Origin of the sequence: Thermogemmatispora sp., from assembly GCF_042408735.1 — a bacterium.
In the GTDB taxonomy this organism is placed as follows: Bacteria; Chloroflexota; Ktedonobacteria; order Ktedonobacterales; family Ktedonobacteraceae; genus Thermogemmatispora.
On the sequence record NZ_JBHOQV010000135.1, the window covers coordinates 1 to 23,507 of the forward strand.

Annotated in this window: 15 protein-coding genes; 9 read left to right on the top strand and 6 right to left on the bottom strand. The window is 61.1% G+C overall.

Translation table 11 applies throughout. The features are described from left to right. The first annotated feature begins 192 nt into the window (after positions 1-192). From ACFMO7_RS13865 to ACFMO7_RS13875, 3 genes are all read left to right on the top strand, one after another. Positions 193-447 (top strand): DUF433 domain-containing protein, encoded by a 255-nt coding sequence (locus ACFMO7_RS13865; RefSeq protein ID WP_376796080.1) that lies wholly within the window; start codon positions 193-195, stop codon positions 445-447. Between the two features lie 703 nt (positions 448-1,150). Beyond that, on the top strand, positions 1,151-1,333 hold the full coding sequence (locus ACFMO7_RS13870) for a hypothetical protein (protein ID WP_376796081.1): 183 nt from the start codon (positions 1,151-1,153) through the stop codon (positions 1,331-1,333). 165 nt (positions 1,334-1,498) lie between these two features. After that, on the top strand, positions 1,499-4,003 hold the full coding sequence (locus tag ACFMO7_RS13875) for a sugar phosphate nucleotidyltransferase (protein WP_376796082.1): 2,505 nt from the start codon (positions 1,499-1,501) through the stop codon (positions 4,001-4,003). 483 nt (positions 4,004-4,486) lie between these two features. Here the strand turns inward: ACFMO7_RS13875 and ACFMO7_RS13880 are convergent, their stop codons facing one another. Both ACFMO7_RS13880 and ACFMO7_RS13885 read right to left on the bottom strand, forming a co-directional pair. Further along, on the bottom strand, positions 4,487-5,503 hold the full coding sequence (locus ACFMO7_RS13880) for an NAD-dependent epimerase/dehydratase family protein (protein ID WP_376796083.1): 1,017 nt from the start codon (positions 5,501-5,503) through the stop codon (positions 4,487-4,489). Between the two features lie 447 nt (positions 5,504-5,950). Next, a complete protein-coding gene (locus ACFMO7_RS13885) occupies positions 5,951-6,151 on the bottom strand; it encodes a helix-turn-helix domain-containing protein (protein WP_376796084.1) in 201 nt (66 codons plus the stop codon). A gap of 444 nt (positions 6,152-6,595) precedes the next feature. Here ACFMO7_RS13885 and ACFMO7_RS13890 point away from each other — a divergent pair, with 444 nt between their 5' ends. The 5 genes from ACFMO7_RS13890 (at position 6,596) to ACFMO7_RS13910 (ending at position 15,759) form a co-directional block, all read left to right on the top strand. Further along, positions 6,596-8,005: a metallophosphoesterase gene (locus ACFMO7_RS13890; RefSeq protein ID WP_376796085.1), complete on the top strand. Its 1,410-nt coding sequence runs from the start codon at positions 6,596-6,598 to the stop codon at positions 8,003-8,005. Positions 8,006-8,092: 87 nt separating this feature from the next. Further along, positions 8,093-11,251 carry a DNA polymerase I gene (gene polA / locus ACFMO7_RS13895; RefSeq protein WP_376796086.1) on the top strand — a complete coding sequence of 1,053 codons (3,159 nt, stop codon included), beginning with the start codon at positions 8,093-8,095 and terminating at the stop codon, positions 11,249-11,251. A 90-nt stretch (positions 11,252-11,341) separates the two neighbouring features. Next, a complete protein-coding gene (locus tag ACFMO7_RS13900; protein WP_376796087.1) occupies positions 11,342-12,520 on the top strand; it encodes an LL-diaminopimelate aminotransferase in 1,179 nt (392 codons plus the stop codon). Positions 12,521-12,784: 264 nt separating this feature from the next. Then, positions 12,785-14,929 carry an amylo-alpha-1,6-glucosidase gene (locus ACFMO7_RS13905; RefSeq protein ID WP_376796088.1) on the top strand — a complete coding sequence of 715 codons (2,145 nt, stop codon included), beginning with the start codon at positions 12,785-12,787 and terminating at the stop codon, positions 14,927-14,929. A 344-nt stretch (positions 14,930-15,273) separates the two neighbouring features. Then, the gene (locus tag ACFMO7_RS13910) at positions 15,274-15,759 is read left to right on the top strand and encodes an Hsp20/alpha crystallin family protein (protein WP_376796089.1); all 486 of its coding nucleotides are present in this window, start codon (positions 15,274-15,276) and stop codon (positions 15,757-15,759) included. Between the two features lie 430 nt (positions 15,760-16,189). Here the strand turns inward: ACFMO7_RS13910 and ACFMO7_RS13915 are convergent, their stop codons facing one another. The 3 genes from ACFMO7_RS13915 to ACFMO7_RS13925 all read right to left on the bottom strand — a co-directional run bounded on the left by ACFMO7_RS13915 (position 16,190) and on the right by ACFMO7_RS13925 (position 19,875). Further along, positions 16,190-18,082, bottom strand: a complete 1,893-nt coding sequence (locus tag ACFMO7_RS13915; RefSeq protein WP_376796090.1) for a protein kinase — start codon at positions 18,080-18,082, stop codon at positions 16,190-16,192. Positions 18,083-18,302: 220 nt separating this feature from the next. Beyond that, positions 18,303-18,710 (bottom strand): RidA family protein, encoded by a 408-nt coding sequence (locus tag ACFMO7_RS13920; protein ID WP_376796091.1) that lies wholly within the window; start codon positions 18,708-18,710, stop codon positions 18,303-18,305. A 109-nt stretch (positions 18,711-18,819) separates the two neighbouring features. Next, positions 18,820-19,875: a hypothetical protein gene (locus ACFMO7_RS13925; protein WP_376796092.1), complete on the bottom strand. Its 1,056-nt coding sequence runs from the start codon at positions 19,873-19,875 to the stop codon at positions 18,820-18,822. A 389-nt stretch (positions 19,876-20,264) separates the two neighbouring features. Here ACFMO7_RS13925 and ACFMO7_RS13930 point away from each other — a divergent pair, with 389 nt between their 5' ends. Then, entirely contained in the window at positions 20,265-21,254 is a 990-nt protein-coding gene (locus tag ACFMO7_RS13930) for a hypothetical protein (RefSeq protein WP_376796093.1), read from the top strand. Between the two features lie 365 nt (positions 21,255-21,619). Here ACFMO7_RS13930 and ACFMO7_RS13935 read toward each other — a convergent pair whose 3' ends face one another. Then, positions 21,620-23,239 (bottom strand): AMP-binding protein, encoded by a 1,620-nt coding sequence (locus ACFMO7_RS13935; protein WP_376796094.1) that lies wholly within the window; start codon positions 23,237-23,239, stop codon positions 21,620-21,622. Positions 23,240-23,507 lie beyond the last annotated feature (268 nt).

Below are 23,507 nucleotides of genomic sequence, written 5' to 3' on the forward strand. Positions count from 1 at the left end.
TTTCAGGTGCTGTCAAGCTTTTCGTTGAAATTTACTTGAACACTTTTTCCTTGAGCTTTTCGACCAGAACGCCAACGTCAACAGGAACGATCAACCGTGCGGATTTTAAGGGTTCTTTCATGCCCATGCGCAGGTTCTCAATGCTTGAAATAATATACAATAAGATTGGTCCAGGAAAGGAGGAGTTCCGCTATGGCTATCGAGCGTACCGCCCATCCTTATATTGTTCGAGACCCCGCTATCTACGGCGGCGAGCCGATCATTGAAGGCACGCGCACCGGGGTACGCCATGTGATCCTGCTCTTTCAATCGGGCAAGGACCCCGAAGAGATTGCTCGCATCCACCGCCTGAGCTTGGCTCAGGTCTACGATGCCATCAGCTATTTTTACGATCACGAAGAGGAAATAGAGCACTACATTCGCAATCAGTCCTGGGAAGGCGACTGAGCGGAACCTGGGGTCCGGCGGCCTCTTCCCAGTCGCAATCAGGGAGGTGCCTTCCGACTCCGGCCCTCCCGGCGCCGTCCGGGAATGGCGCTCAAGGCCACTGAAAGACGTTCAGCGCGCCTGGCCAGGACCCTGCTGCGCGCGTTATACTGTACACTGTACAGAGTACCAGAGTAACGGTATACCAGAGTACGCAGGTGAACGCCGGCCTGGTGGAGCTGAAAGCAAGTGGCGCGGGGCTGCCGCTCTCTCCGCGCTCTTCTTTCTTCCACAGGCTGTCCTGGCGTATGACCGTTCGACCGCCTTCCTGGCGCTGTCCCGATTCTCCAGGCCGAGGCCAACGCCTTGCTGCCTGGTGGTCCAGCTCTCTTCTCTCGCGTTCCAGGCCCAGGCCGCTGCACTTGACGGGACCTTCCTCTCCGGCCGGGGACGGCCCGCATGTCTTTAGCAGCACCCCCTGGCGCTGTCTCTGGAGAGAAGGGACTGCCAGCCTCGCCTTCCCTCGTTAGCGAGCCAGCGGAGACCAGACGGCGAGGCTGAGATGTGCTTGTCTGGCTGCTTTGTCCTAGCGTCCACCCATCCCTTCGAAAGGGGCAGGATGGCCCCTCCGTTCCTCGCGACGCCCGCCTTCCCCGGTCGGTCGGGCCTGCCAGTTCTTCAAGAAAGCGACGAAAGACGAAGAGAAGAAAGGAGGACCTGCTAGATGCAGCACTATAGTGATCTGCTGATCGATGCCCTCCTGGATGAGGGTTTCACAGTCGAGGAGGCCAGTCGCCTGATCGAGCTGCGCGAAGCCTACGAAGAGCGGCTGGCCCGCGAGGAGAATCCTTCTCAGCGCTGTATGCACTGGCTGATTGAAGATGGCCGCCTGAGCGATTATCTCTAGCAGACGTGCCTGTCGAGCAAGCCAGGGAAGAAGATCCTTGTCCCTGCCTTTTGCCGTGAGGTACAATAGCAATGAGGCAGGCAGTAGATCACGGCGCAGCCCCCTGCTGCGCCGTTGCAGTTTCCATGACCAGATGAGCAACCCCGCGCCAAGGAGAGAGAAGTCATGAAAGCGGTTGTTATGGCCGGAGGGGAAGGATCTCGCCTACGTCCCCTAACCATTAAGCGCCCCAAGCCAATGGTGCCGATCGTGGGCAAGCCCGTCATGGAGCATATCCTGAACCTCCTGAAGCGACATGGCATCACCGAGGTCATCGTGACGGTCCAGTACCTGGCGAGCAATATCGAGGACTACTTCGGCAATGGCTCGCAGTTCGGTATGCGCATCACTTACTCCCGCGAGGATGTCCCCCTGGGGACCGCCGGCAGCGTGAAAAACGCTGAGGAGCACCTGACCGAGCCGTTCCTGGTGATCAGCGGTGATGCGCTCACTGACTATAACCTGAGCGATATCATCCGCTTTCATCAGGAAAAGCAAGCGCTGGCGACGCTGACGCTCGCTCACGTTCACAATCCACTCGAGTACGGGGTCATCATTACCAACGAGGACGGCCATATCACGCAGTTCCTGGAAAAGCCTAGCTGGGGCGAGGTCTTCAGCGATACGATCAACACGGGCATCTACGTGCTCGACCCCCGCGTCCTGACCTACTTTGAGAAGAATAAGCCCTTCGATTTCAGCCAGGACCTCTTTCCTCTGATGCTCAAGAAGGGTGATCCCATCTACGGCTATATTGCCAGCGGCTACTGGTGCGATGTGGGGAACCTGAGCGAGTATATGCGCGCCAATGCCGATGCTTTGCAGGGGCGCGTTCAGATCGATATTCCCGGCCGCCATATCGGCAACAGTGTCTGGTGCGAGGAAGGCGTCGAGATCGCCGAGGACGCCCAGCTCTACGGGCCGGTTTACCTGGGACACGACTGCAAAATTAAGTCGGGCGCCATTATCCACGGTCCCAGCATTATCGGCCACTATACGATCGTCGATGAACGGGCCCAGGTGGACCGCAGCATCATCTGGAATAATTCGTACATCGGCGAGCGAGCCGAGTTGCGGGGCGCTCTCGTGGGGTCCTCGACCAGCATCAAGAGCAAAGCGGTGATGTTCGAGGGCTCGGTGATCGGCGATAATTCGATCGTTCAGGAGGGGGCTATTATCCAGCCCAACGTGAAGATCTGGCCCGATAAGGAGATCGAGACCGGCGCCGTGGTCAATAATAGCATTATCTGGGGCTCGCAGGGAAGACGCGGTCTCTTCGGGCGCTATGGGGTGACGGGCCTGGTGAATATCGATCTTACCCCCGAGTTTGCTGCCAGCCTTGGCGCGGCTTATGGCGCCATCCTTCCCAAGGGCAGCGTTGTCGCGGTGAATCGCGATTCGTCTCATCGCACCTCGCGCATGATTAAACGCGCCATTGTGGCTGGCCTCCCTTCGGCTGGGATCAATGTCCACGATATTAATCAGGTGCCGATTCCGGTCGCTCGCTACTATGTGCGCAATACGGAGGCCGTTGGCGGCATCCATGTGCGCCTCTCTCCTCACGATCCACGCATCGTCGACATTAAGTTCTTTGACCAGTACGGCCTCGACATCAATAAGGCCACGGAGCGTAAGGTGGAGAACCTCTATTTCCGCGAGGATTTCCGCCGCGTCTATATCGATGATCTGGGGTCGATCGAGGTCCAGGAGAATGAGCGCGTGCTCAACCTCTATCTGGAGGGCTTTCATAAGGGGGTCGATGAGGGCCTGATCCGCCAGCGCAAGTTCCAGATCGTGATGGACTACGCTCACGGAAGCACCACCCAACTCCTGCCTGGCATCTTTAACCGTCTCGGCGTGGATGTGATTATCCTGAATACAAGCGCCGATGAGTCGCTGGTGACCCGTACCAAAGATGAGGTGGAGCGCGATCTGCAGCGCCTGGCAACAATTACGGCGGCCCTACACACGGATCTCGGTGTCCGCATCGATCCGGCTGGCGAGCGGATCGCGGTGGTGGACGACCGCGGGCGCATTCTGGACGGGATGAAAATGCTGGCTGTGATGACCAGCTTGATGCTGCGCCGCTTCCACCAGGCCACGGTGGCGGCTCCGGTCACTGCCCCCAGCGCCCTTCAGCATATCGCTAAGCGCTACGATGGCTATATTCTGCATACGCGCGTTCTGCCACAGGCTCTGATGGCGACCGCCAGTCGCGAGGGGGTGGTGCTGGTCGGCGATGGCGAGGGCGGCTTCATTTTCCCGGAGTTTCTGCCAGCTTTCGATGGGATGATGGCCGTGGCTAAGCTGCTGGAGTTGCTGGCTTACTTTGAGGTGAAGCTCTCTGAGGTGGTGGATGATCTGCCAAGCTACTACCTGAGTCGCACGCGCGTGGCCTGCCCCTGGGAGCATAAGGGCAAGGTGATGCGTATCCTGAGCGAGCAGTATCGTGAGAGACGCGCCAAGCCGATCGACGGCATCAAGATCGACCTGGGAAGCAAGGAGTGGGTCCTGGTCTTGCCCGATGCCGATCGCCCGCTCTTCCATGTGGTGGCCGAGTCGGAATCGAGCGAGCAGGCCCAGGCTCTGGCCGAGAAGTATGCGCGCGTGGTGAGCGGCCTCCAGCAGTAGAGTAGCTTTGGAGCTGGGGGCGGATCTGCCGCTCTGCCAGGCTCGCGAGATGATCACCCCCAGCAGACGGACAGCAGGAAAACAGCACCGGCTGACGGTCCGTCTGCCGATGCACAAGAGGCCCCGCTGCGGTGGAGGGAGTGGCCGCAACGGGGCCTTCGAGTTCGGTGTCCGGTCCGCTGTCGCCGCTGTCGCTGCATCAGCATGAGAGGTCTGGATTTCCTGCAAGCTGGCTATCCCTCAGATGCTGGAGCGCCGCCAGGGCAACCTTACCCACCTTGGTTCAACCGCCAGCCTCCGGGGCTGACCATTTGGGCATTTGTCCAGGCATCGCAGAGCGGTAGAGATAGTTGTCTGTTTGCGGCCCGCTGGGCCATCTCTCAACCGTCTACCTGAGTCGCCGACCAGCGAGAGAGTGAGCCGTTCTGTGAAGTTGGTCCGGTCCCCTCTCTGAGCTGTCTCGACCCGGCCCACCTCTGGCTGTCAGGCTGAGGCCGAGGCGGCCAGGCGCGAGGCGGGCATGACTTCAAGTGGGCGCGCCTGGACGGGCTGCAGCGCAACCAGCGGCAGGCTGCGGCCCAGGCTGGCGCAGATGCTCTGCGCGGTGCGCCGGATGCCTTCCTCGAGATCAATGGTCGGCTGCCAGCCAAGCAGCTGCTTCGCCCGGCTGTTGTCCAGAGCAACGGCGCCCCCCGTCCGTCCGCGCTCGCTGAGATAGAGCGGAGGCGCGTCGCTGGCGAGCAGGGCGGCAGCCCGCTGATAGAATTCTTCCAGGCTGGTGCTGACTCCGCTGCTGATGTGGATGGTCCGGTTGCCACCACGCTCTAGAGCCAGTAGATGGGCTTGTACGACATCGGCGATGTAGATGTGATCGCGCCTCTCTCCCTGCGGCGCCCGAATGACTACCCGCTTCTGTTCCAGTAGGCTGTAGATGAATTCAGTTAAGGGATGTTGGGCAGTCTGTCTGTCGGTTTCTCCATAGACGTCGGCATAGCGTAGAATAATATGCTCTATTCCATAGTAGCGGCTGTAATAGCGAATATACCATTCTCCGGCGAGCTTACTAATGTCGAGAGGACGCCGTGGACAGAGCGGAGCTTCCTCGCTCAGGGGAAGCGCCTGGCCTTCTCCGCTATAGAGATCGTTGCCGCCAGAGGCAAAGATAATGCGACCGACGTTGGCCGCGACGCAGCCGTCAAGCAGGTTGAGCAGTCCGTGAAGGTTGATGTCAGCATCGGTCAGGGGACGCTGACCTGGCAGGGACGCCGCTCGACAGGCCGCGTGATGGCTGACAACTTCTGGACGCTCCATCTGGAGCACCGCGTGCAGTCGTGGATCACGAATGTCTAGATGGTAAAAGCGCGCCCGCGGATCAAGGCGCTCCCGCCCGCCGCTGGCCAGCGAGTCGATGACGATGACCTGATGACCCGCATCCAGACAGGCACGGACCAGATGCGCCCCAATGAAGCCTGCTCCGCCAGTAATGGCGATCTTGACCAAGTGTCTCTCTCCCTTCTGTGCTTGCTTGGCTTGCCGCTGTCTCAATCGATGGCTCTCCGCTACCTCTAGTGTAGCTCTGTTCTCTATTGTATAGATTTGAATCTATCTATGATAATAGAGCCATGAATAAGGATTGGTCGTATTAAAAATGCAGATTGATAGAGCAAGAATAGGGGTAGACAGAAGAGGGTGAGGGGGAAGCGAGACGGAGGACGGCGGTGGGCAGAAGAGGCTCGCCGCCTCCGCGGCTGCCAGCGGCAGGCTCATCTGACGGGTGCTGCCGGAGCCGGGAAGATGACCGGGCCTGGCCACAAGGTCCATAGAGGAGGGAGAGGCTGCGCCTCTTCTCAATGGGCGCAGCCTGGGAGCCCTGGCCCCGCAAGCAAGTAGGGGCAGCCGCCACCGGTAGGGCGAGAGAAGGACCGCGGCCCGGCAGCGGCTGGTCCTCTACGATGCAGGGGCTGTGCCTCTCATGAGCGCATCCAGCGTGGACTTCTTGATCCGATAGGCCTGGCGCTTGCCACGATGGGGGAGGGTAATGGCCTCCAGCGCCCCGCTCTTAATCCAACGACGCACCGTTGTATCGTCCACGCGCAGACGGCGCGCAACTTCACGTACTGTGAGCAGTTCTTCCAGATCCTCAGCCATAGCATGCTCTCCTACTCTTTGGGATTAGCTTGTAACAGGCACAATCACCAGCGCTTCTGACACCCCAAGCGCGCCGTCTTCTCCTCGCTGAGTGGAGAGAGCCGGATCGCCTCCCGGGCTGCCCCGGAAGAGGTGCCATCTGGCGATTCACGAGCAGACGTTTTTTCGGTCCCTCTATACGAGAGTATAGCCCTGGGGGTAGCATCCTCTCGTGAGGCCAGAACAGTTGAACGCTGTCTGCCAGTTAACTACACTATACAACTACGCACAAACGTACTAAAATGGAGCAGATGTCAGGTTGATGGCCGCTTTCTTCCCTGGAAAGCGAGCGGTCGTTACGGCTGCCGATTCGTGAGCCATCAACAGGAAAGCTCCACTGAAGCTGTGTGACGATCTCCTGATCGTCTTTGCAGCAGTCCTGCGGACTGGAAGGGGTCTTTTTTGATGTCCGTGACTATTCTGGTCGTCAGCGATCTCCACCTGGCTGATGGTCAACAGCCTTTTGAAGGCTTCACCGCGGAGCAGCAACGGGCCTGGGAGGAGCTGCTGCAGGCCGCCTCTCCTGGGGGCGTCTTCGGCGAAGGCCGGGGAGAGGACACGGTCGAGCTGGTGATCAATGGCGACTGCTTTGATTTTTTGGCCACTGCTCCTTTCCTGCATGCTCGTAGCCGAACGGTGGCCCAGGCCCTGGAGAAGCTAGAGCGGCTGATCGCCACCCACCAGCCTTTCTTTGAGGCCCTGGCACGCTTCCTGCGCCAGCCGGGACGGCGCGTGACCTTTGTTCCCGGCAATCATGATATCGAGCTGCTTTTGCCTGCGGTGCAGCAGCGCCTACGCCAGGCCATCGGCTGGCCCGCTTCCTCAGAGGAGCGGCTGCGCTTCTGGCCATGTCCGCGCTATCAGCCGCTGCCAACGGTAGCCATAGAACATGGCAACCTCTATGATTTTTGGAATCATCGCAGCGCTGGGCTGTGGACCGCGGCCGGCGAGCCGCTGCCCCCTGCGGAGGAGATTCTCCTGTCCGCCGGTTCGTGGTATTATCAAGAGGCAGGGGCGTTGATCCATCAGCGCTTCCCTTACTTCGACCATCTGGAACCGTCGTTGAGCTATCCGCGTCAGATGGCTCTGCTGAGCCTGTTCGCACCCGAGCTGCTACGTGAGGTGGTGGTCAATCTCGTCGGCCTGATCAGCCACCCATATCAGCCACTGGCCGGCTTGAGGGCAGGAGAGGAAGGGGTGGCCCTTCGCCTCTTCGAGGCGGCCATGCAGGATTTGGCCGCCTTCCAGCAAGACATGGCGCGTCAGAAAAGTGACTGGCAGCCGGTGCCAGGCTGGGATGAGCAGCAGGCCACACGTGCCTTGATGGCCGAGTATCAGCTGCTGCGGGAAGCGCTGGCCCAGGCCAGTGGGCCTGCTGCCAGCGAGCGGACTCTGCTGGAGACGGTGGGCCGCATCTTCGGGAATCCCACGGCAGGCCCGGTGGACGGGACCGGCACCGGCATGTGTGCGCTCCTGCAGCGCGAGCCACATCTGCGCTATGCTCTGGCCGGCCATACCCATTCGTGGCGCGTTCAGCCTCTGAGCGATGGCCGCCGGTGCTACCTGAATACCGGAACGTGGACGCGGCGCCTGGCCAGGCCTGCACCTGAGGAGATGACGCCAGCCATGCTGGCCTGGCTGCGCTCCCCGGGCTGGCCACCCACGCCGGCCACTTCGCCGCTGCGTGAGGTGACGCAGTATACGTTCGCGCTTCTCCAGGCGCCCGACGATGGGACCCAGGTCACGGCCAGCCTTTGCGCCTGGGAGAGCCAGCCCCAGCCAGGTTATCGCGTCCTGGCAACGGCTCCCGCTTGAGGCGCTCGCGCGAGGGTCAGGCTACACCCCTGGAGAGTCAGCAAGTACGCCGTGAGGAGTTTGTGGGGCCTGAGGGTTTAAAGAAGTATGAGTCAAAGCGACATCTCGAGAGCACAAGAAAAATCTCGATGCGGCGAGAGCGGCAAAAAGCTGCTCCTGGTCGATGGACATGCCTTGATCCATCGCGCTTTCCACGCGCTGCCGGAGATGCTGACGACCAGCAGTGGAGAGGCTGTGAACGCGGTCTTCGGCTTCGCCAGTATGCTGCTGAAGGCTCTGGCCGAAGTACGTCCGGCCTATGTAGCCGTGACCTTCGATCGTTCGGTGGAGACCTTTCGCCACAAGGCACTTCCGACTTACAAGGCGCAGCGTCCTGCGCTGCCCCCAGTGATGCGCTCGCAGTTCGGGCTCATCCGTGAGCTGGTGCAGGCTTTCAATTTCCCCGTCTACGAGCTGGACGGCTTTGAGGCCGACGACCTGCTCGGGACACTGGCCCGTCAGGCCACAGAGCAGGGCCTGGAGACCATTATTCTGACCGGCGATATGGACACGCTGCAACTGGTCGACGAGTGTGTCCGGGTGATGGTGGCCAAGCGTGGCATCAGCGAGGTGACCATCTACGATCGGGCCGCGGTTCAGGGGCGCTATGGGATTGAACCAGGCCAGCTTCCAGATTTCAAGGGGCTGGTCGGCGATTCATCGGACAATATTCCCGGGGTGCCGGGCATTGGAGAGAAGACGGCTAGCCGCCTAATCGCGACCTATGGCAGTCTAGAGGCCGTCCTGGAGCATCTGGCCGAGCTGAAGCCCAAGGAGCGGAAGGCCCTGAGCGAGGCACGCGAGCAGGCTCTCCAGAGCAAGTATCTGGCCACGATTGTACGCGATGCGCCCGTGCAGCTCGATCTGGCCGCCTGTGATGTCGGACGCTTCAATCGCGAGAGGACGCTGGCCCTTTTCCGCAGGCTGGAATTTCATTCGCTGGTCGATCGGCTGCCTGGTCCTGGCGGAGCCTTTGGCGACGCCAGAGGAGGCCAGGCCGGCAGTTTGGGTCAGGCCAACGCCCTCGATGAGGCGCCGCAGAGATCCGGAACTGGTCTTGCCGGGCCGCCCGTCCAGACCGGACAAGAGGAGGGCGCCCAGATAGAGGAAAGCGCTCCGTTGGGCCTTGTTCCCATTCTGGAGCCTCCTCTGCCGCCCGCTCAGAGCACTCAGATGGGCGAGCCGGCGACTGCCGCCGAACCCGCCTTTCCCAGTCAGGCAACGACCGGCCAATCGTCCTCTCCGACCAGGGACCATGATCAGGTAGAGCAGCTGACCCTCTTTGAGGTGCCAGCTCAACCAGTGGCAGAGGTGCGCCATCTGCGCCTGCCCCCGATCGGTGAGAGCCTTACGCTGCTGGAGCCGGTCAGCGAGAAAACCACCAACACACTGCTGATCACCAGTGAGGAGGCGCTCGCGGTGCTGGTCCACAGCCTGCATCAGGCCAGGGCCTTTGCCTTTGATATCGAGACCTCTTCTGAGGATCAATGGCGGGCTGAGCTGGTCGGACTGGCCTTCAGCATGGCCCCTGGCGAAGCTTACTACATTCCCGTCGGGCATCAGCGCACGCTTGACGGCGAAGAGCCGCCGCCCCAGCTTCCGCTGCCTGTCGTCCTGGAGCGTCTGCGCCCAGTGCTGGAAGATCCTCATATTGCCAAATACATGCATAATGCCAAATACGATCTGCTGGTGATGGCCCGTTATGGCCTGCGTATCCGGGGGCTAACCTTCGATACGCTGCTGGCGGCCTACCTGCTCGATCCGGGCCGGCGCGGTTTGGGACTGAAAGAGCAAGTTTTCCAGCGCCTGGGCTACGTGATGACCCCGATCAGCCAGCTCATTGGCAGTGGCAGCAAGGCCATTAGCATGGCCCAGGTTCCTGCCACCCGCGCCGCCGACTACGCCGGAGCCGATGCCGATATGACCCTGCGCCTGGTCGCGCCTCTGCGCCGCGACCTCCAGCGCCACGGTCTGTGGAAGCTCTTCGAGCGCATAGAGATGCCGCTTGTCGACGTACTGGTACAGATGGAGCTACACGGCGTAGCGCTGGACGCCGACTTTCTTCGCGACTTCGGCGAGCGCCTCAATGAGCAGATCCGTGTCTTGGAGCAACAAATCTACGACGCCGTCGGACATCGCTTCAATATCAATTCAACGCGGCAACTGGCGGAGGTGCTCTTCGTCGAGCTGAAACTACCGACGGGACGCAAGACGCGCACTGGCTATTCCGTTAGCGCCGAGGTTATCGAGAGCCTTAAAGGCCACCACCCCGTCGTCGATGCCCTGCTGGAATACCGCCAGCTCACCAAGTTGAAGTCAACCTACGTCGATGGCCTGTTGACGCTGATGGACCCCGTGACTGGGCGTGTGCATACCTCGTTCAATCAGGCCGTGACCTCTAGTGGGCGGCTCTCGTCCAGCAACCCTAACTTGCAGAATATTCCTGTGCGCACCGAGATCGGACGCCAGATCCGGCGCGCCTTCATTGCTGATCCGAGCTACCTGCTGCTCACCGCCGATTATTCGCAGATCGAACTGCGTATTCTGGCGTGTATCACGGGCGAGAAGCGGCTGGTAGAGGCCTTCCAGCGGGGCGAGGACATCCATACGATCACCGCCTCTTCCCTCTTCCATGTACCGGTGAGCCAGGTGACGTCCGAGCAGCGCCGCCTGGCCAAAACCGTGGTTTACGCCATCCTCTACGGCCAGTCCGCTTTCGGGCTGGCCCAGGTGACTGGCATGAGCAACGCCCAGGCCAGCGAGTTTATCAAGCGCTACCACGAGACCTTTCCAGAGGTGCGGCGCTACGTGGATGCCACCCTGAACCAGGCCTACAAGCAGGGCTACGTGAATACGCTCTTTGGGCGCAAGCGCTTCCTGCCGGACTTGCGCACTCTAAGCGGGCCAGAACGCCAGGCTCTGGAGCGCGAGGCCATCAATATGCCCATCCAGGGGACCAACGCCGATGTGATCAAGATTGCTATGATCCGCATCCAGCACGCTCTCCAGGAGCAGGGCTTGAAGGCGCGGATGATTCTCCAGGTCCACGATGAGCTGGTCTTCGAGGTGCCAGTGGAAGAGCTGGAGAGGACTCGCCGCCTGGTGCGGACGATCATGGAGGACATCCCTGAGATCGCGAAGAAGGTTCCGCTCAGGGTGGAAACTAAAGTGGGACGGAACTGGTACGAGGCTGCTCCTGCCGAGTAGCGTGGCGCCCCTCCTGTTCCGTTGAGCCGCTGCCGCCACAGGGATGCTGGCGGCTTAACCTTGCTTGCGAATGCAAAAGGAGAGCTATCCGTGCAGCTATCACGCCTTGTTCAGAGTTTACCCCCCTATCACTTTGCTGAAACTCAGAAGAAGTTGGCCGCCCGCCAGGCGGCGGGCGTTGATGTGATCAATCTCTCAATGGGCGATCCCGACTTGCCGGCGCCCGCCGCTGTCATTGAACGCCTCTGCCAGGCGGCCCACGAGCCAGAGAACCACCGCTACCCCGAGTATCGCGGCACGCGCGCCCTCCATGAGGCCTTTGTGGCCTGGTTCCAGCGCCGCTTTGGCGTGAATTTGACGCCAGAGGAGGAGACCCTGCCGCTCCTGGGATCAAAAGAGGGCCTGGCCTATACGGCGGCGGCGGTGCTGAATCCGGGCGATGTGGCCCTTGTGCCCGATCCCAACTATACCGTCTATGTGACGGGCACAACCAGCACCGGCGCCCATCCCTATCTGTTGCCGCTGCGCGAAAGCCATGACTATCTGCCCGATCTGGAAAGCATCCCTTCCTCGGTGCTGCAGAAGGCCCGCCTTCTCTGGCTGAACTATCCGAATAATCCGACAGCCGCCTGCGCCGATCGCGCCTTTTTCGAGCGAGCTGTCGCCTTCGCGCGCCGACACGACCTGGTCATCGTCCACGACATGGCCTACGCCGAGGTCTATTTCGAACAGCGCCCGCCCAGCATTCTGGAGATTCCGGGCGCGCGCGAGGTAGCCGTCGAGCTGCACTCGCTCAGCAAGACCTACAATATGGCGGGCTTCCGCGTCGGCTGGCTGGTCGGCAATCGGGAGATCGTGGACGCGGTGGGGCGGCTCAAGAGCAACGTTGACAGCGGCATGTTCCGTCCAATCCAGCAGGCGGCCATTGCCGCCCTACAACTGCCCGAATCCTGGATAGAGGAGCGAAACGCGATCTACCGCCGCCGCCGTGATCTGCTTGTGGCGGGCTGCAACTCCTTGGGCTTACGCGCGCGCCAGACAGAGGCTGGCCTCTATGTCTGGGCAGCAGTGCCCGAAGGCTTCAAGGCCCGCGAGTTCGCAAGCTGGCTCTTTGACCAGACCGGTGTGCTGCTGACCCCAGGATCAAACTTCGGGGCCGCCGGCGAGGGGTATCTGCGTATCTCCATGACAGCTCCCGAGGAGCGCATCGAGACCGCTTTGCAACGGATGAAGGCCGCCCTGCGCGAGCTGCCACGTCCGGCACAATAAAGCCATCTCCTTGGGTCGAGCGCTCGATTGGGCAAGCAGAGCTGGCAGCTTTCTGCCCCCCGGTGAGGCAAGGCCTGGTCGGGCGCGCTTCGGCATTCGCGGGTAGGTTGATGGATGGATGCATCCTTCTTCATCCGCTGCCTTGCCTGGCCAGGGCTTGCGCAGCGGCGAGAGCGATGGATGGAGAGATCAACAGCAGGATCGGAGAGGCAGGCGCTCCAACGGCGCTGACGCCTCCATCTTAGCGCCAGGGGAACGAGGGCCATGATGCAACAGTTTGAGACCAGCGCAATGAAGCGCACTTCGCTGAATGCATGGAATCTCTCACTTGGTCGCGCCATCTGCGGCGATGTTCAGGCGGGCCTGGAGCGCGAATGGTTGGTCACCAACGGCCTCGGCGGCTATGCTGCAGGCTCGCTGCTAGGAGCCACCACGCGCAGCTACCACGGCCTGCTGGTTGCTGCCCTTCGCCCGCCGGTTGAGCGTTGGGTGCTCGTGACGAAGGTCGATGAGGAGCTTCGTCTCCCCCAGGGTCAGGTTCTCAAACTGGGGGTCAACGAGTACCACGATGGCACGCTTGATCCTCAGGGAATGTCGTACCTCGACAGCGTCTGTCTCGAAGGCGACATTCCCTGCTTTCGTTATCGGCTGGGAAGCACTCTGACCCTGGAGAAGCGCATCTGGATGGAGTACGGCCAGAATACGACCTACGTCCAGTATGTTTTGCACGGCAGCTACGACGAGGGGGGGGAGCATGAACGCGCACCTTCGCAACTGACGTTGCTCCCTTTTTGTGTGGCCCGTAGCCATCACAGCACGATGCACGGAGACCCCGGCTGGCATTTTCAGGTCGAGCAGGATGGGAATCGCTACCGCATCCGCGCCAGTGCCGAGGCGCCTCTCTATCAGCTGATCGTTGGGCCTTCAGCCCACTTTGAGCCGCGCCGACTGTGGTATTGGCGGGTACTTCATCGTCATGATCGCGATCGCGGCTTGCCTTGTGAGGAAGATGTCTATCTGCCGGGTGTCTTTCACCTCCCTCTGTCCCCAGGCGAACGAGTGACGCTCGTGCTGAGCGCGGAGCAGGAGCTACCCGCCGCGCTCGGCAGCCCACAGCACGAGGAGCACGTCGCCCAGGCTTATGCCCACCATCGCCGCCGTCTGAAGCAGCTTCTCGCCGTTGCTGACCGCAGCGTTGACGATTTGGCCCAGAGCGACCCTGTCCGCGCTCGCCTGGTGGTGGCCGCCGACCAGTTTATTGTGGCCCGCCCTCAGTACGTGCTTACCCCCGCTGGCAAGCGTTATTTGCAGCTCTCGCCCGACCACAAGACGATTATCGCTGGCTATCCCTGGTTCGAGGTTTGGGGGCGCGATGCCTTGATCGCCTTGCCCGGCCTGCTCCTGAGCACCGGGCGCTACAGCGAGGCCCGCGGCTTGCTTAAGGCTTTCGCCGCTTCTGCCAATCAGGGTTTGCTGCCGAACCGCCTCCCCGAGAATGCTTCAACCCCCGAGTACAATACCGTCGATGCTTCGCTCTGGCTCTTCCGGGCCCTCGATCGCTATCTGGCCGCTACCGGCGATTGGACCTTGCTTAAGGAGCTGTTCCCAGCTCTGGAGGAGATCCTGCAGTGGTACATCCGCGGAACACGCTACGGCATCGGGATGGATGCGCGCGATGGTCTGCTGTTTGTGGGGTTGGGCACGACCGACGTGCAGCTCACCTGGATGGATGCGCGTATCGATGGCTGCCCGGTGACGCCGCGCCGTGGTAAGCCCGTGGAGATCAATGCGCTCTGGTACAATGCTCTGGCCTGTATGGAGAGCTGGGCGGTGCGCCTGGCCGTCGATGCTACCCGCTATAGCCAGCTACGTATTCAGGTGCGTAAGCATTTTGCCGAGCGCTTCTGGTACCCCGAGGGAGGCTACCTCTACGATGTGGTGGATGTCGATGGGCAGGAAGGCGAGAGCGATGCGGCCCTCCGCCCTAACCAGCTCCTGGCAGTCGCTTTGCCGCGTCGCTTGCTCAGCGATGAGCAGGCGCGCAGCGTTGTCGAGCGGGTGAAAGCCGAGCTCCTGACTCCTCTTGGCCTGCGTACGCTTAGCCCTCACGATCCTCGCTATCGATCACGCTTCAATGGCGATCAGCGCCAGCGCGATAGCGCTTACCATCAGGGAACAGTCTGGCCCTGGCTGATTGGCCCGTACATCGATGCCTATCTGCATGTCTACAAGGATAGTCAGGCTATCCTGCCTCTGCTGGAGCCGCTGATCCGCCACCTATGGGAGGCCTGTCTGGGTACGATCAGCGAGGTAGCTGAGCCAGAGCCACCATTTACGCCAGCCGGCTGTTTTGCCCAGGCCTGGAGCGTGGCCGAGGTTCTCCGCTGCTGGACATTGGTTACAGAGTAGTTGAGTTGGTCTTGGACCGCAGACGCCAGGAGAAGAGGGCAGGCAAGACGGGTCACCGGGGGAAATTTCTCCCCCAGAACGGGAATAAACTCCCCCTCACTCTTGTTTCTTTGGGGTGGAAAGGCTGGAAGGAGACCAGCCAGCCCGCCCGCCTGATCGAGCCTGTGACTGACCGCCCTACCTGCCTCTAGAGCGGGTGGTTCCGGCAGACGAAGGTGGCGGGACTGGCTGGCAGCGAGGCTGCCTATAGGATCTTGTTCCTACATGCCTGCCTCTATGGTCGGGAATGGTCTGACATCGCTGCGTGACCGGGTGAGTCAGATCACGGAAGGAGGTGACGGACCATGACGACAATGGTTCGCTTTGATCCCTGGCGTGAGATGATGAGCCTGCGCGAGGCGATGGACCGGCTGTTCGAGCAGACCGTTGTGCGTCCGTTCTTCGGCACGCCCTTCAGCCCTGCCCTGCCCCTGAATGTCTATGAGACGGAGGAGGGCTATCAGGTACAGGCGCTGTTGCCGGGCGTGAAGCCGGAGGACATCGATCTGACGGTCCAGGAGAATACCCTGACGATTAAGGCGCGCTATCCGGCCCTGGTGGACGAGGGGAAGCAGGTGAGCTGGTTGCTGCACGAGATCGGTTCCGGCGAGTGCCTGCGCAGCGTCACCTTTGCTAAGCCAATTGTGGCCGACCAGATCGAGACGCACTACGAGCATGGTCTGCTGACAATTAAGGTTCCGGTGAGCGAGGCCAGCCGGCCAAAGCGCATCGCGATCACAGTCGCTCAGCCTGAGCCTCAGAAGGAGCTGGCAGCCGCCGGCGTCCGCTGAGGCGTGCGGGCAGTTCGCACGGAGCGGATCGCTTCAACGGGCTACTCCTCCGCCCGTATCGTGCGCTCTCACCGGAAGCGGCTCTGGACCAGAAAGACCGTAGTAAGGGAGGACCGTGGGGAAAAGTGACTCTCGCGAGCAGGCTGCTAGAGCCGATAGCGGTCCTGTGGGCGGCTGACCTGTCAGTCGCAATGCCTGGGGCCTGCACTTCCGGTGAGAGCGACGCCTGCAATCAGTTTCTCCCAGAAAAGAGAGGGCAGGTCTCTGTCTGTCTTGCATCCAGGCCCGCGAGCCTGGCTTTTTTGCTTTGGGCCTCCTCTCCTCTCGGGCTGGACACCAGGCGTTTGCCTCAACCCCGAGAGGAAGAGAAGGGGCCATCCACGCTCTCCCCGCGCAGCGGGCGGAAGGAAACGTCAGTGGAGCCAGCTCTTTACTGGACGCGCACCAGAATGACGCTGATGTTGCCCTCACCACCGGCCCGATTGGCCTCATCGACCAGGGAGCGGGCCAGTTGCTGAAGGTCGCCGCCGCGCGCCAGCAGCTCGCTCAGGCTTTCATCGCGAAGCATATGCCAGAGACCATCGCTACAGAGGAGAATCAGATCGCCTACTGCTACCTGTCGGCTGAAAAAGTCGACCTGCAGATGGTGCGCCTGGCCCAGATAGCGGTAGAGACGATGGCGTCGGGCGCTACTGTAGAGATCGTCGGGGGCCAATAGCTTTACTTCGACCAGGTTAGCGGCCAACGAGTGATCGCAGGTGATGCGCTCCAGTCCCTTGCCGGGAACAAAGTGATAGGCTCGGCTATCGCCGACGCTGGCCACATAGAGCTGGTGGCTGTGCAGTAGAGCCACGGTGAGTGTACTGGCCATAGTGGTGTTATAGTCGGCGTTGGAATGGTAGATGACCTGATTGGAGCGCAGAACGCTCTCGCGCAGCCATGACTCGGCGAGCTGAGGGGCCTGGGTCCTGGTTCTGTTCTGCGAGCCAGCCGGCGCAGCGGTCAGGCGTGGGATCAGGACATCAGCCACGGTGGCAATGGCCAGATGGCTGGCTTCATGCCCACCGCTAAAGCGTCCTTCTGGGCCACGCAGGCCATCGGCGACCCCAAAAAGGCCGAACGGGCGCGGCGGCAGCCCAAGGCCGAGACCTAGACCCTGGACAATGAGCAGCATGTCTTCGTTGTCCTGCGCCACATAGCGCCTCCCCACATCGCTTATGTAGCCAACCTGGCAGAGGTCAATGGTCAGCGGCGAGGTTCCCTTGAGTGCCTGGCCGCAATGGCGACAGTAGTGCGAGCCAGGACGATTCTCTCGGCCACAGACCCCGCAGGGGTTTTCGGGAACGAGGGTACGCACCAGGAGATTGGCACCGCTGCGCAGAGCGGTGCCAGCCCCTGGAGGCGGCATAATCACGGTCGGAGCCAGGGAGAGGGCCACTTCGACGGCATCGGCAAAGGCGCGCGCGCTCGGCCAGCGCTGCGCGGGATCAATGTGCATGGCCCGGAGAATAGCAGCGTCGACTTCGGGATTGAGAGCTGGATTGAGCTGGCTCGGCGGGGGTAGCTCGGCTGAGTGGCTGCGCACAATGGCCTGGAAGGGAAGCAGGCCCGTGAACATTTGATAGGCCACGACCCCCATTGAGTAAATATCGCTTGCCGGCTCAGCATGCCCTTTCTCTTGCTCGGGCGCAATATAGTGCTGGGTTCCAAGGGCCCAACCGCGTTGGGTCAGGGGCGGCTCTCTCTCCATTGCGCGCGCGATGCCAAAGTCCGTCAGAACCAGCCGCCCATCGTCTTGATGGATGAGGAGATTGGAGGGTTTGACATCGCGATGAACAATCCGCTGCGGATGGGCATGCACCGCGTCCAGAGCCGCGGCAAGATCGGAGAGGTAGCGCAGAGCCAGCTCTGGCGATAACGGCTTCTCATCCTTGAGCAGGGCTTTGAGCGTCCCCCCAGTCACCAGAGGCATCACCAGGTAGAGCAGCCGACCGTCTTGACCAAAGTTGAGCACCGGCACGATGTTCTTGTGCCTCAGTTGATGGGCATAGCGAGCCTCGCGTTTGAAGCGCTCCGCCGCCGTGGCACTGTCCATGTTGGCGATATGAAGCGAGAGAATCTTGAGCGCAACATCCTGCTCGTCGAAGCTGTCTCTGGCGCGATAGACCGCCCCCATACCCCCCAGACCGAGAAGCTGCTCAACGATGTAGCGGCCAGCAACTACAGCCCCAGGAAGCAGACACTGACAGAAGGGCTTGCTGCACTGGAAGGTGCCTTCAGGATAGCTGGCCTGACAACGTGGATTCGGACAACGAAGCATCATTTCGGTCCCCTCAAGCGGATTGCGCTCCCTGGGAGAGCGGCAATGGTTGGCTGGGAGCACGGAGAGCAAGCGCGAGAGCAGGGACACGACCTCTGGCCTCCGGCTCTCGCGCTATAGTGTAGGAGAGCGAGCGACTCGCTGTCAATCGCTGGCTTGGCTTATCCAGCCCAATCTGAGCTGAGCCGCAGCTCTCAGTGCGCCAGTGCGCTGACGTTTGCTCCTAGGCTGCTCCTTCGGGGAGAAGGGCATCGGCCTCGATCTCTACCAGCCACTGGGGATCGAGCAGGCGCGCCACCTGCACCATTGTAGCAGCAGGGCGAACGGCGCCAAAGAACTCGCCATGAACACGGCCCACCTGCTCCCAGTCTTCAGCCCGGGCCAGGAAAATACGCGTCCGGATCACCGCCGAAAGGTCAGCCCCAAGCTGCTCAAGCGCCGCCTGAATGATCTCCAGGCAGCGCCTGGTCTGTGCGGCGGGATCGCCAGGGGCTACCGTTTTGCCATCGGGACCAAGGGGCGCCGTTCCGGAAACGGCGATAACGTTCCCCACGCGCACAGCCCGCGCAAAGCCAATGACTCCCTCGTAGGGCGAGCCGGAGGAGACAGTCTGACGCTCGGAATGCTTCATACAGCCTTTTGACTCCTCTTGTATCTTTCTCTGGGCGATTGGCTACCGCTGCTCACCAAGGAGCGGTCGCGCTTCCAGGGCTTTGTATATCAGGCTCGGGCCTCTTACGTCAACGGGCGAGGGAGTCCGCGCGACGAACCCTTACGCTGCCAAGATTGGTATGGAGCTGGAGCTGCGCCTGGGGTGAACCTCCCGTCCCAACCAGCGGTTGTCCGAATTCGTTCCAGACGCTCCCTAGATTGGAGGAGGCTGTCAGCAGAAGTGGCGTCTCAGGCGACAGAGTGGCGTCGATTGTGCCGGCGTTGGTCGTCATCTGATAGTGGCCGCCCGCTTGCAGGGACCCGCCAAAAGAGATAGACCCGGCATTGGTATGAAAGGAGACCTGCCCACAGAGCTGGCTCTGCTGCACGGTAATGGTGCCGGCCTCAGTGACCAGGCTCGACCGATCTTCGAGGGTCGCTTGCAGCACAGTGATCGTGCCAGCCCCTGTTCGGATCATCAGCCGCCCCTGTCCACCGAGCACGTTGACTGAACCAGCCTGACCCTCGATCTGCAGATCGCAAACCGCCGGAACACTGACATCCAGCCGAACATAGCCCAGGCTGCCAGGCGAGAAGGGCCGCTGGTAGAGGCCCGAGACATCGACACTGACCGTCTCTCCTTGCTGTCGGCAGTCAACAACCAGCTCGTCGCGTCCGCCAAAGAGGCCGCTCAGGTACTTGGTTGCCAGAATCTCGATAGCCTGGCCCTCTCCACGCCGGATAGCGATAGGACCAGCAGGATTGCGAATGATGAGCGTCGGACGACCGGTAACCTCGAAGCGATTGGCCGGCAGGGTGATCGCCCGGCTGAAGCCCCAGAAGGCGACGATGCCCCCCAGAACAAGCAGGGCGACCAGCGCCAGCAGCAGGCCCAGGAGATTGTTCAGATAGCTTACAAACAGGCTGCCTACGATCACCAGAACAACAACGATCAGAACAAGCTGCCAGGCAGGAGGAGAGGAGGGACCTGGCTGGATTTTGCCAAAGGCCGCGTGGCCTTCGTAGCCTTCCTCAAAAAAAGAGCGCCTGCTATAGGCCGGCTCCCCCTCGGCCCGCGCTCGCTCTTCGGTCGCTGCCGACTCCGGCTCCTCAGCCGGTGGAAACATCATGTGCTGCTGGCTCATAGTTGCTTTCTCCCCATGCCTCCGTCTTCTGTTTGCGCTCTCGCTTAAGAGCCGCCAGAGTGGCTAGCCGTCAGAGAATCGAAGGTCTCTGCCCCTTCGCCGGCAGGTCTTGACTCTGCCGCTGCCGTAGCGATTACGCGAAACTGAGAGAAAAGTTGCAATGCCAGTAGGCGAGCACAAAGGCCCCGCGACGATCGACCGATAGGACCAGGGCAGGCAATCGGCCAACCCCCGCCCCGAGCCACCGATGATCTGCCAACTGCCGGATTGTCCCGGCTGGCGAAGGAGGAGTATAATCTGTCAGGGTGAAGGCAGCACCTGCTCTTGGCTGGCCAGGCTGCCGCTGTCACCTCGATGGAAGATGCGATCTCAAAGGATATGTTCCCGGCATGATACAGACACTCCCACTGGTGCTTTCGATTGTCATGAGCGAGCTGGCCATCGGCTCGTTCCTGCTGCTCTACGTACTGGACTGGCGCAGTGAGGTGCGGCGGAGCTTTCTTCTTTTCTTTACAATCATCTACCTGCTCTTTACCGCGCTCACCTATCTGTTCCAACAAAGCTTTGCCTCTCAACCTCTGCTGGATAGCTTCGAGCGTCTCGATAAACAATGGACCGGTTACGCAGGTCCAGTGCTCCTGGCATTTTTAATTCTCTTGATACCCTATTTGCTGTTCCTGATCGTAGACAGGCGAGCCGGAGTAGATGGCAAAGAGAAAGCGGCTCAGGCTGGGGAAGGGAGGCTTTCAGTGGTTCGGGCCTTGCGCCTGATTAGTGGCGCTCTGGCCTCAGTGGCCGGTTTGCTCATGCTCTTTGTGCTTGGGATGATCTATCGTCCGCTGGCCCCTTCTCCGCTCGGGGGAGCACTGACGGTGCTGAGCTTCTTCATCGCAGCCCTGGCCGTTGGGGGCGTCATGACCTCCATGTGGCTCGGTCACTGGTACCTGGTCACACCAGCCCTGAGCGAGCGCCCGCTGCTCTTCAGCACGGCAGTAGTTCTGATCGCCATTGTGTTGCAGATCGTTCTGACGCTGGCCAGTGCCACGCTGGCCGGCTCTGCCGCCTCGACGGCCCTCAGCCATGCAGCCCAGAACACGGTCACGGTCACGCCCACCCCGACGCCTGTTCCAGCCACTCCCGGCACATCCGCAGCAGTCAAGCCGGCCGGCGTCCCCACGGTTAGCCCTTTGAGCATGGATGTCCTCGGCTGGCTACGCATCCTGCTTGGCTTCGCCTTCCCGCTCGTCCTGGGGGCCCTCACCTGGAAGCTGGCACGTGAGCGCTCTTTCCAATCGGCAACAGGCATGCTTTACCTGATCGTTGTCATGACCCTGGCCGGCGAGGTTCTGGCTCGCGGCATGTTCCTGAGCGCGCTCTAGGAGTAGAGGGAGCATCTGAAGGAGCCTTCGGCGGAGCCTGCTCTCGGACGAGTCCGGGCGACTCGCCCTGATTAAGCTGACAAGCGAGGGCGAGCCAGGGACCAGGGAAGTCACCAGTGATCGGCGAGTGCCTCCGAGAAGAGAGAGCGGGGTGAGAACGCCGCCGGCTTACGCCGGCTGCTGCTCTCACCCCACGTTACTTTCGAGGCCGTCGTTTGCCTTCCCTGGCGTGGGTAGCCAGGGAGGCTGTTGGCCGCTGTCCGCCTGGCCTTGCCAGGGGTCCCTGCCTATCGGGCAACCCGGCCAACAGAGTAAGCGCAGGCGATGCGGGCTAGCCTGGAAGCCTGAGATCCTCTGCTTCCCCGCTAGAGGGTCTGCTGTTCGGCGGCGCGGCGCGCCCGCTCACGCTCTTTCAGTTCGCGGCGCAGGATCTTGCCAGAGGCTACCTTGGGAATGGAATCGATGAATTCCACAAAGCCCAGGCGCTTGTAGCCGGCCAGCCGTCCGTTGACAAAGGCGATCAGCTCATCGGGTGTCACGCTCTGGCCTGGACGCAGGACGACAAAGCCTTTAGGCACCTCGCCAGCCTCGGGATCAGGCACAGGGATCACCGCCGCATCCATGACCGCCGGATGCTCCAGCAGCAGGGCCTCGATCTCCGCGGGCGCAATGCCAAAGCCCTTGTACTTGATCATCTCCTTCTTGCGATCCACGATGTAGGTGTAGCCGTCCTCGTCGACATGGCCGATATCGCCTGTGTAGAGCCAGCCGTCGCGCAGCGTCTGGGCTGTCTCTTCGGGGGCCTTCCAGTAGCCTTTCATCACCTGGGGACCACGGATGATAATCTCACCATCCTCGCCAACCGGCAGCTCGCGCGTGCCAGTCTCAAGATCGACAATCTTCTGCTCGGTATTGTGCACCGGCAGGCCGACGCTCTCCAGGCGCACCAGAGCCGGGTCCTTTGGCTGAGCGTGGGTGAGCGGAGAGGCCTCGGTCAGGCCGTAGCCCTGGACGACTTGAATGCCAGTCTTCTCCTGCACCTTGCGCGCCGGCTCCGGTGCCAGGGGAGCCGCGCCGGAGAAGATATATTTGACGCTCTTGAGCTTACTTAGATCGATGGGGGCATTCGCGAGTGCCAGGATAATTGGAGGAACAGCAAAATAGTAGGTCACATTATATTTTTCGCATAGCTCCAGAGACTGAAGCATATCGAAGCGCTCCATGACGATCTGCGTTGCGCCACAGGCCAGAAAGCCACCTGTCAGCATGACGCCATAGATGTGGTAGAAGGGCAGAAAGAGGAGGGCCACATCGGTAAAGGTCGTCTGGAGGGCGGTGGTGAACTGCAGGTTGTTGGAGACCAGATTGCGGTGGGTCAGCATGGTTCCTTTGGGCAGGCCGGTGGTACCCGAAGAATAGGGGAGAGCCAGCAGATCGTCGGGATCGATTGGCACCTCCGGCGGCGCTTTGGGCGAGGATTCGCGCAGCAGACGCCCAAAGGGGATCGCCTGGGGCAGGCCCTCAGGAACATGGCTGCCAGTTACAATCACGTGCTTCAATTGGGGCAGCGATTTCTGCGCCAGCACAGCTTGCAGCAGCGGCAGCAGCTCACGCTGTACCAGAATAGCGCTGGCCTCCGAGTTCTCTAACTGATAAGCGATCTCGCGCTCTTTGTAGGAGGGATTCATGGGGGAGACTACCAGACCAATGGAGGCGGCAGCAATAAAGGTGATGGTGTATTCTGGACGATTGAGGGTAAAGATGCAGAGACGCTCGCCCTTGCGCAGCCCCAAATTGTATAGCCCGTTGGCGACACAGTTCACCATCGAGACAACCTCACGATAGGTCAGGCTGAGGTCGTGATAAATGATCGCCCGCCCATCGGGGTTGCGCTCCGCCGCTCTGCGCAGCAACTGATCGTAGGGAACTTCCGGGAACTCGACGGGAGGCCTGAACAGCTCGGGAGCAAACATTTTCTCTGGCATGCTTCAATCCTTTCTGGACCCGGCCCTGGGTCTCAACTGCAATGCAGAATGCCGATTCTCTGGCAAGCAGTAACGTGGAAAGAGAAGCTACCGGGTCTCGAGACAAGACAGACGGTAGCTGGGTTCTGCTCAGCTTCGCTGCTTTTGCAGGCTTGTATAGTAGCATACTCCAGACCTTTGAGCTGGTCAATACGGCATTCATTCTGGTTTTCGAACATTTCAGCCCGCTTGACCGACGGGCCTGGCTCAGCTCAGCGCCCTTGACGGC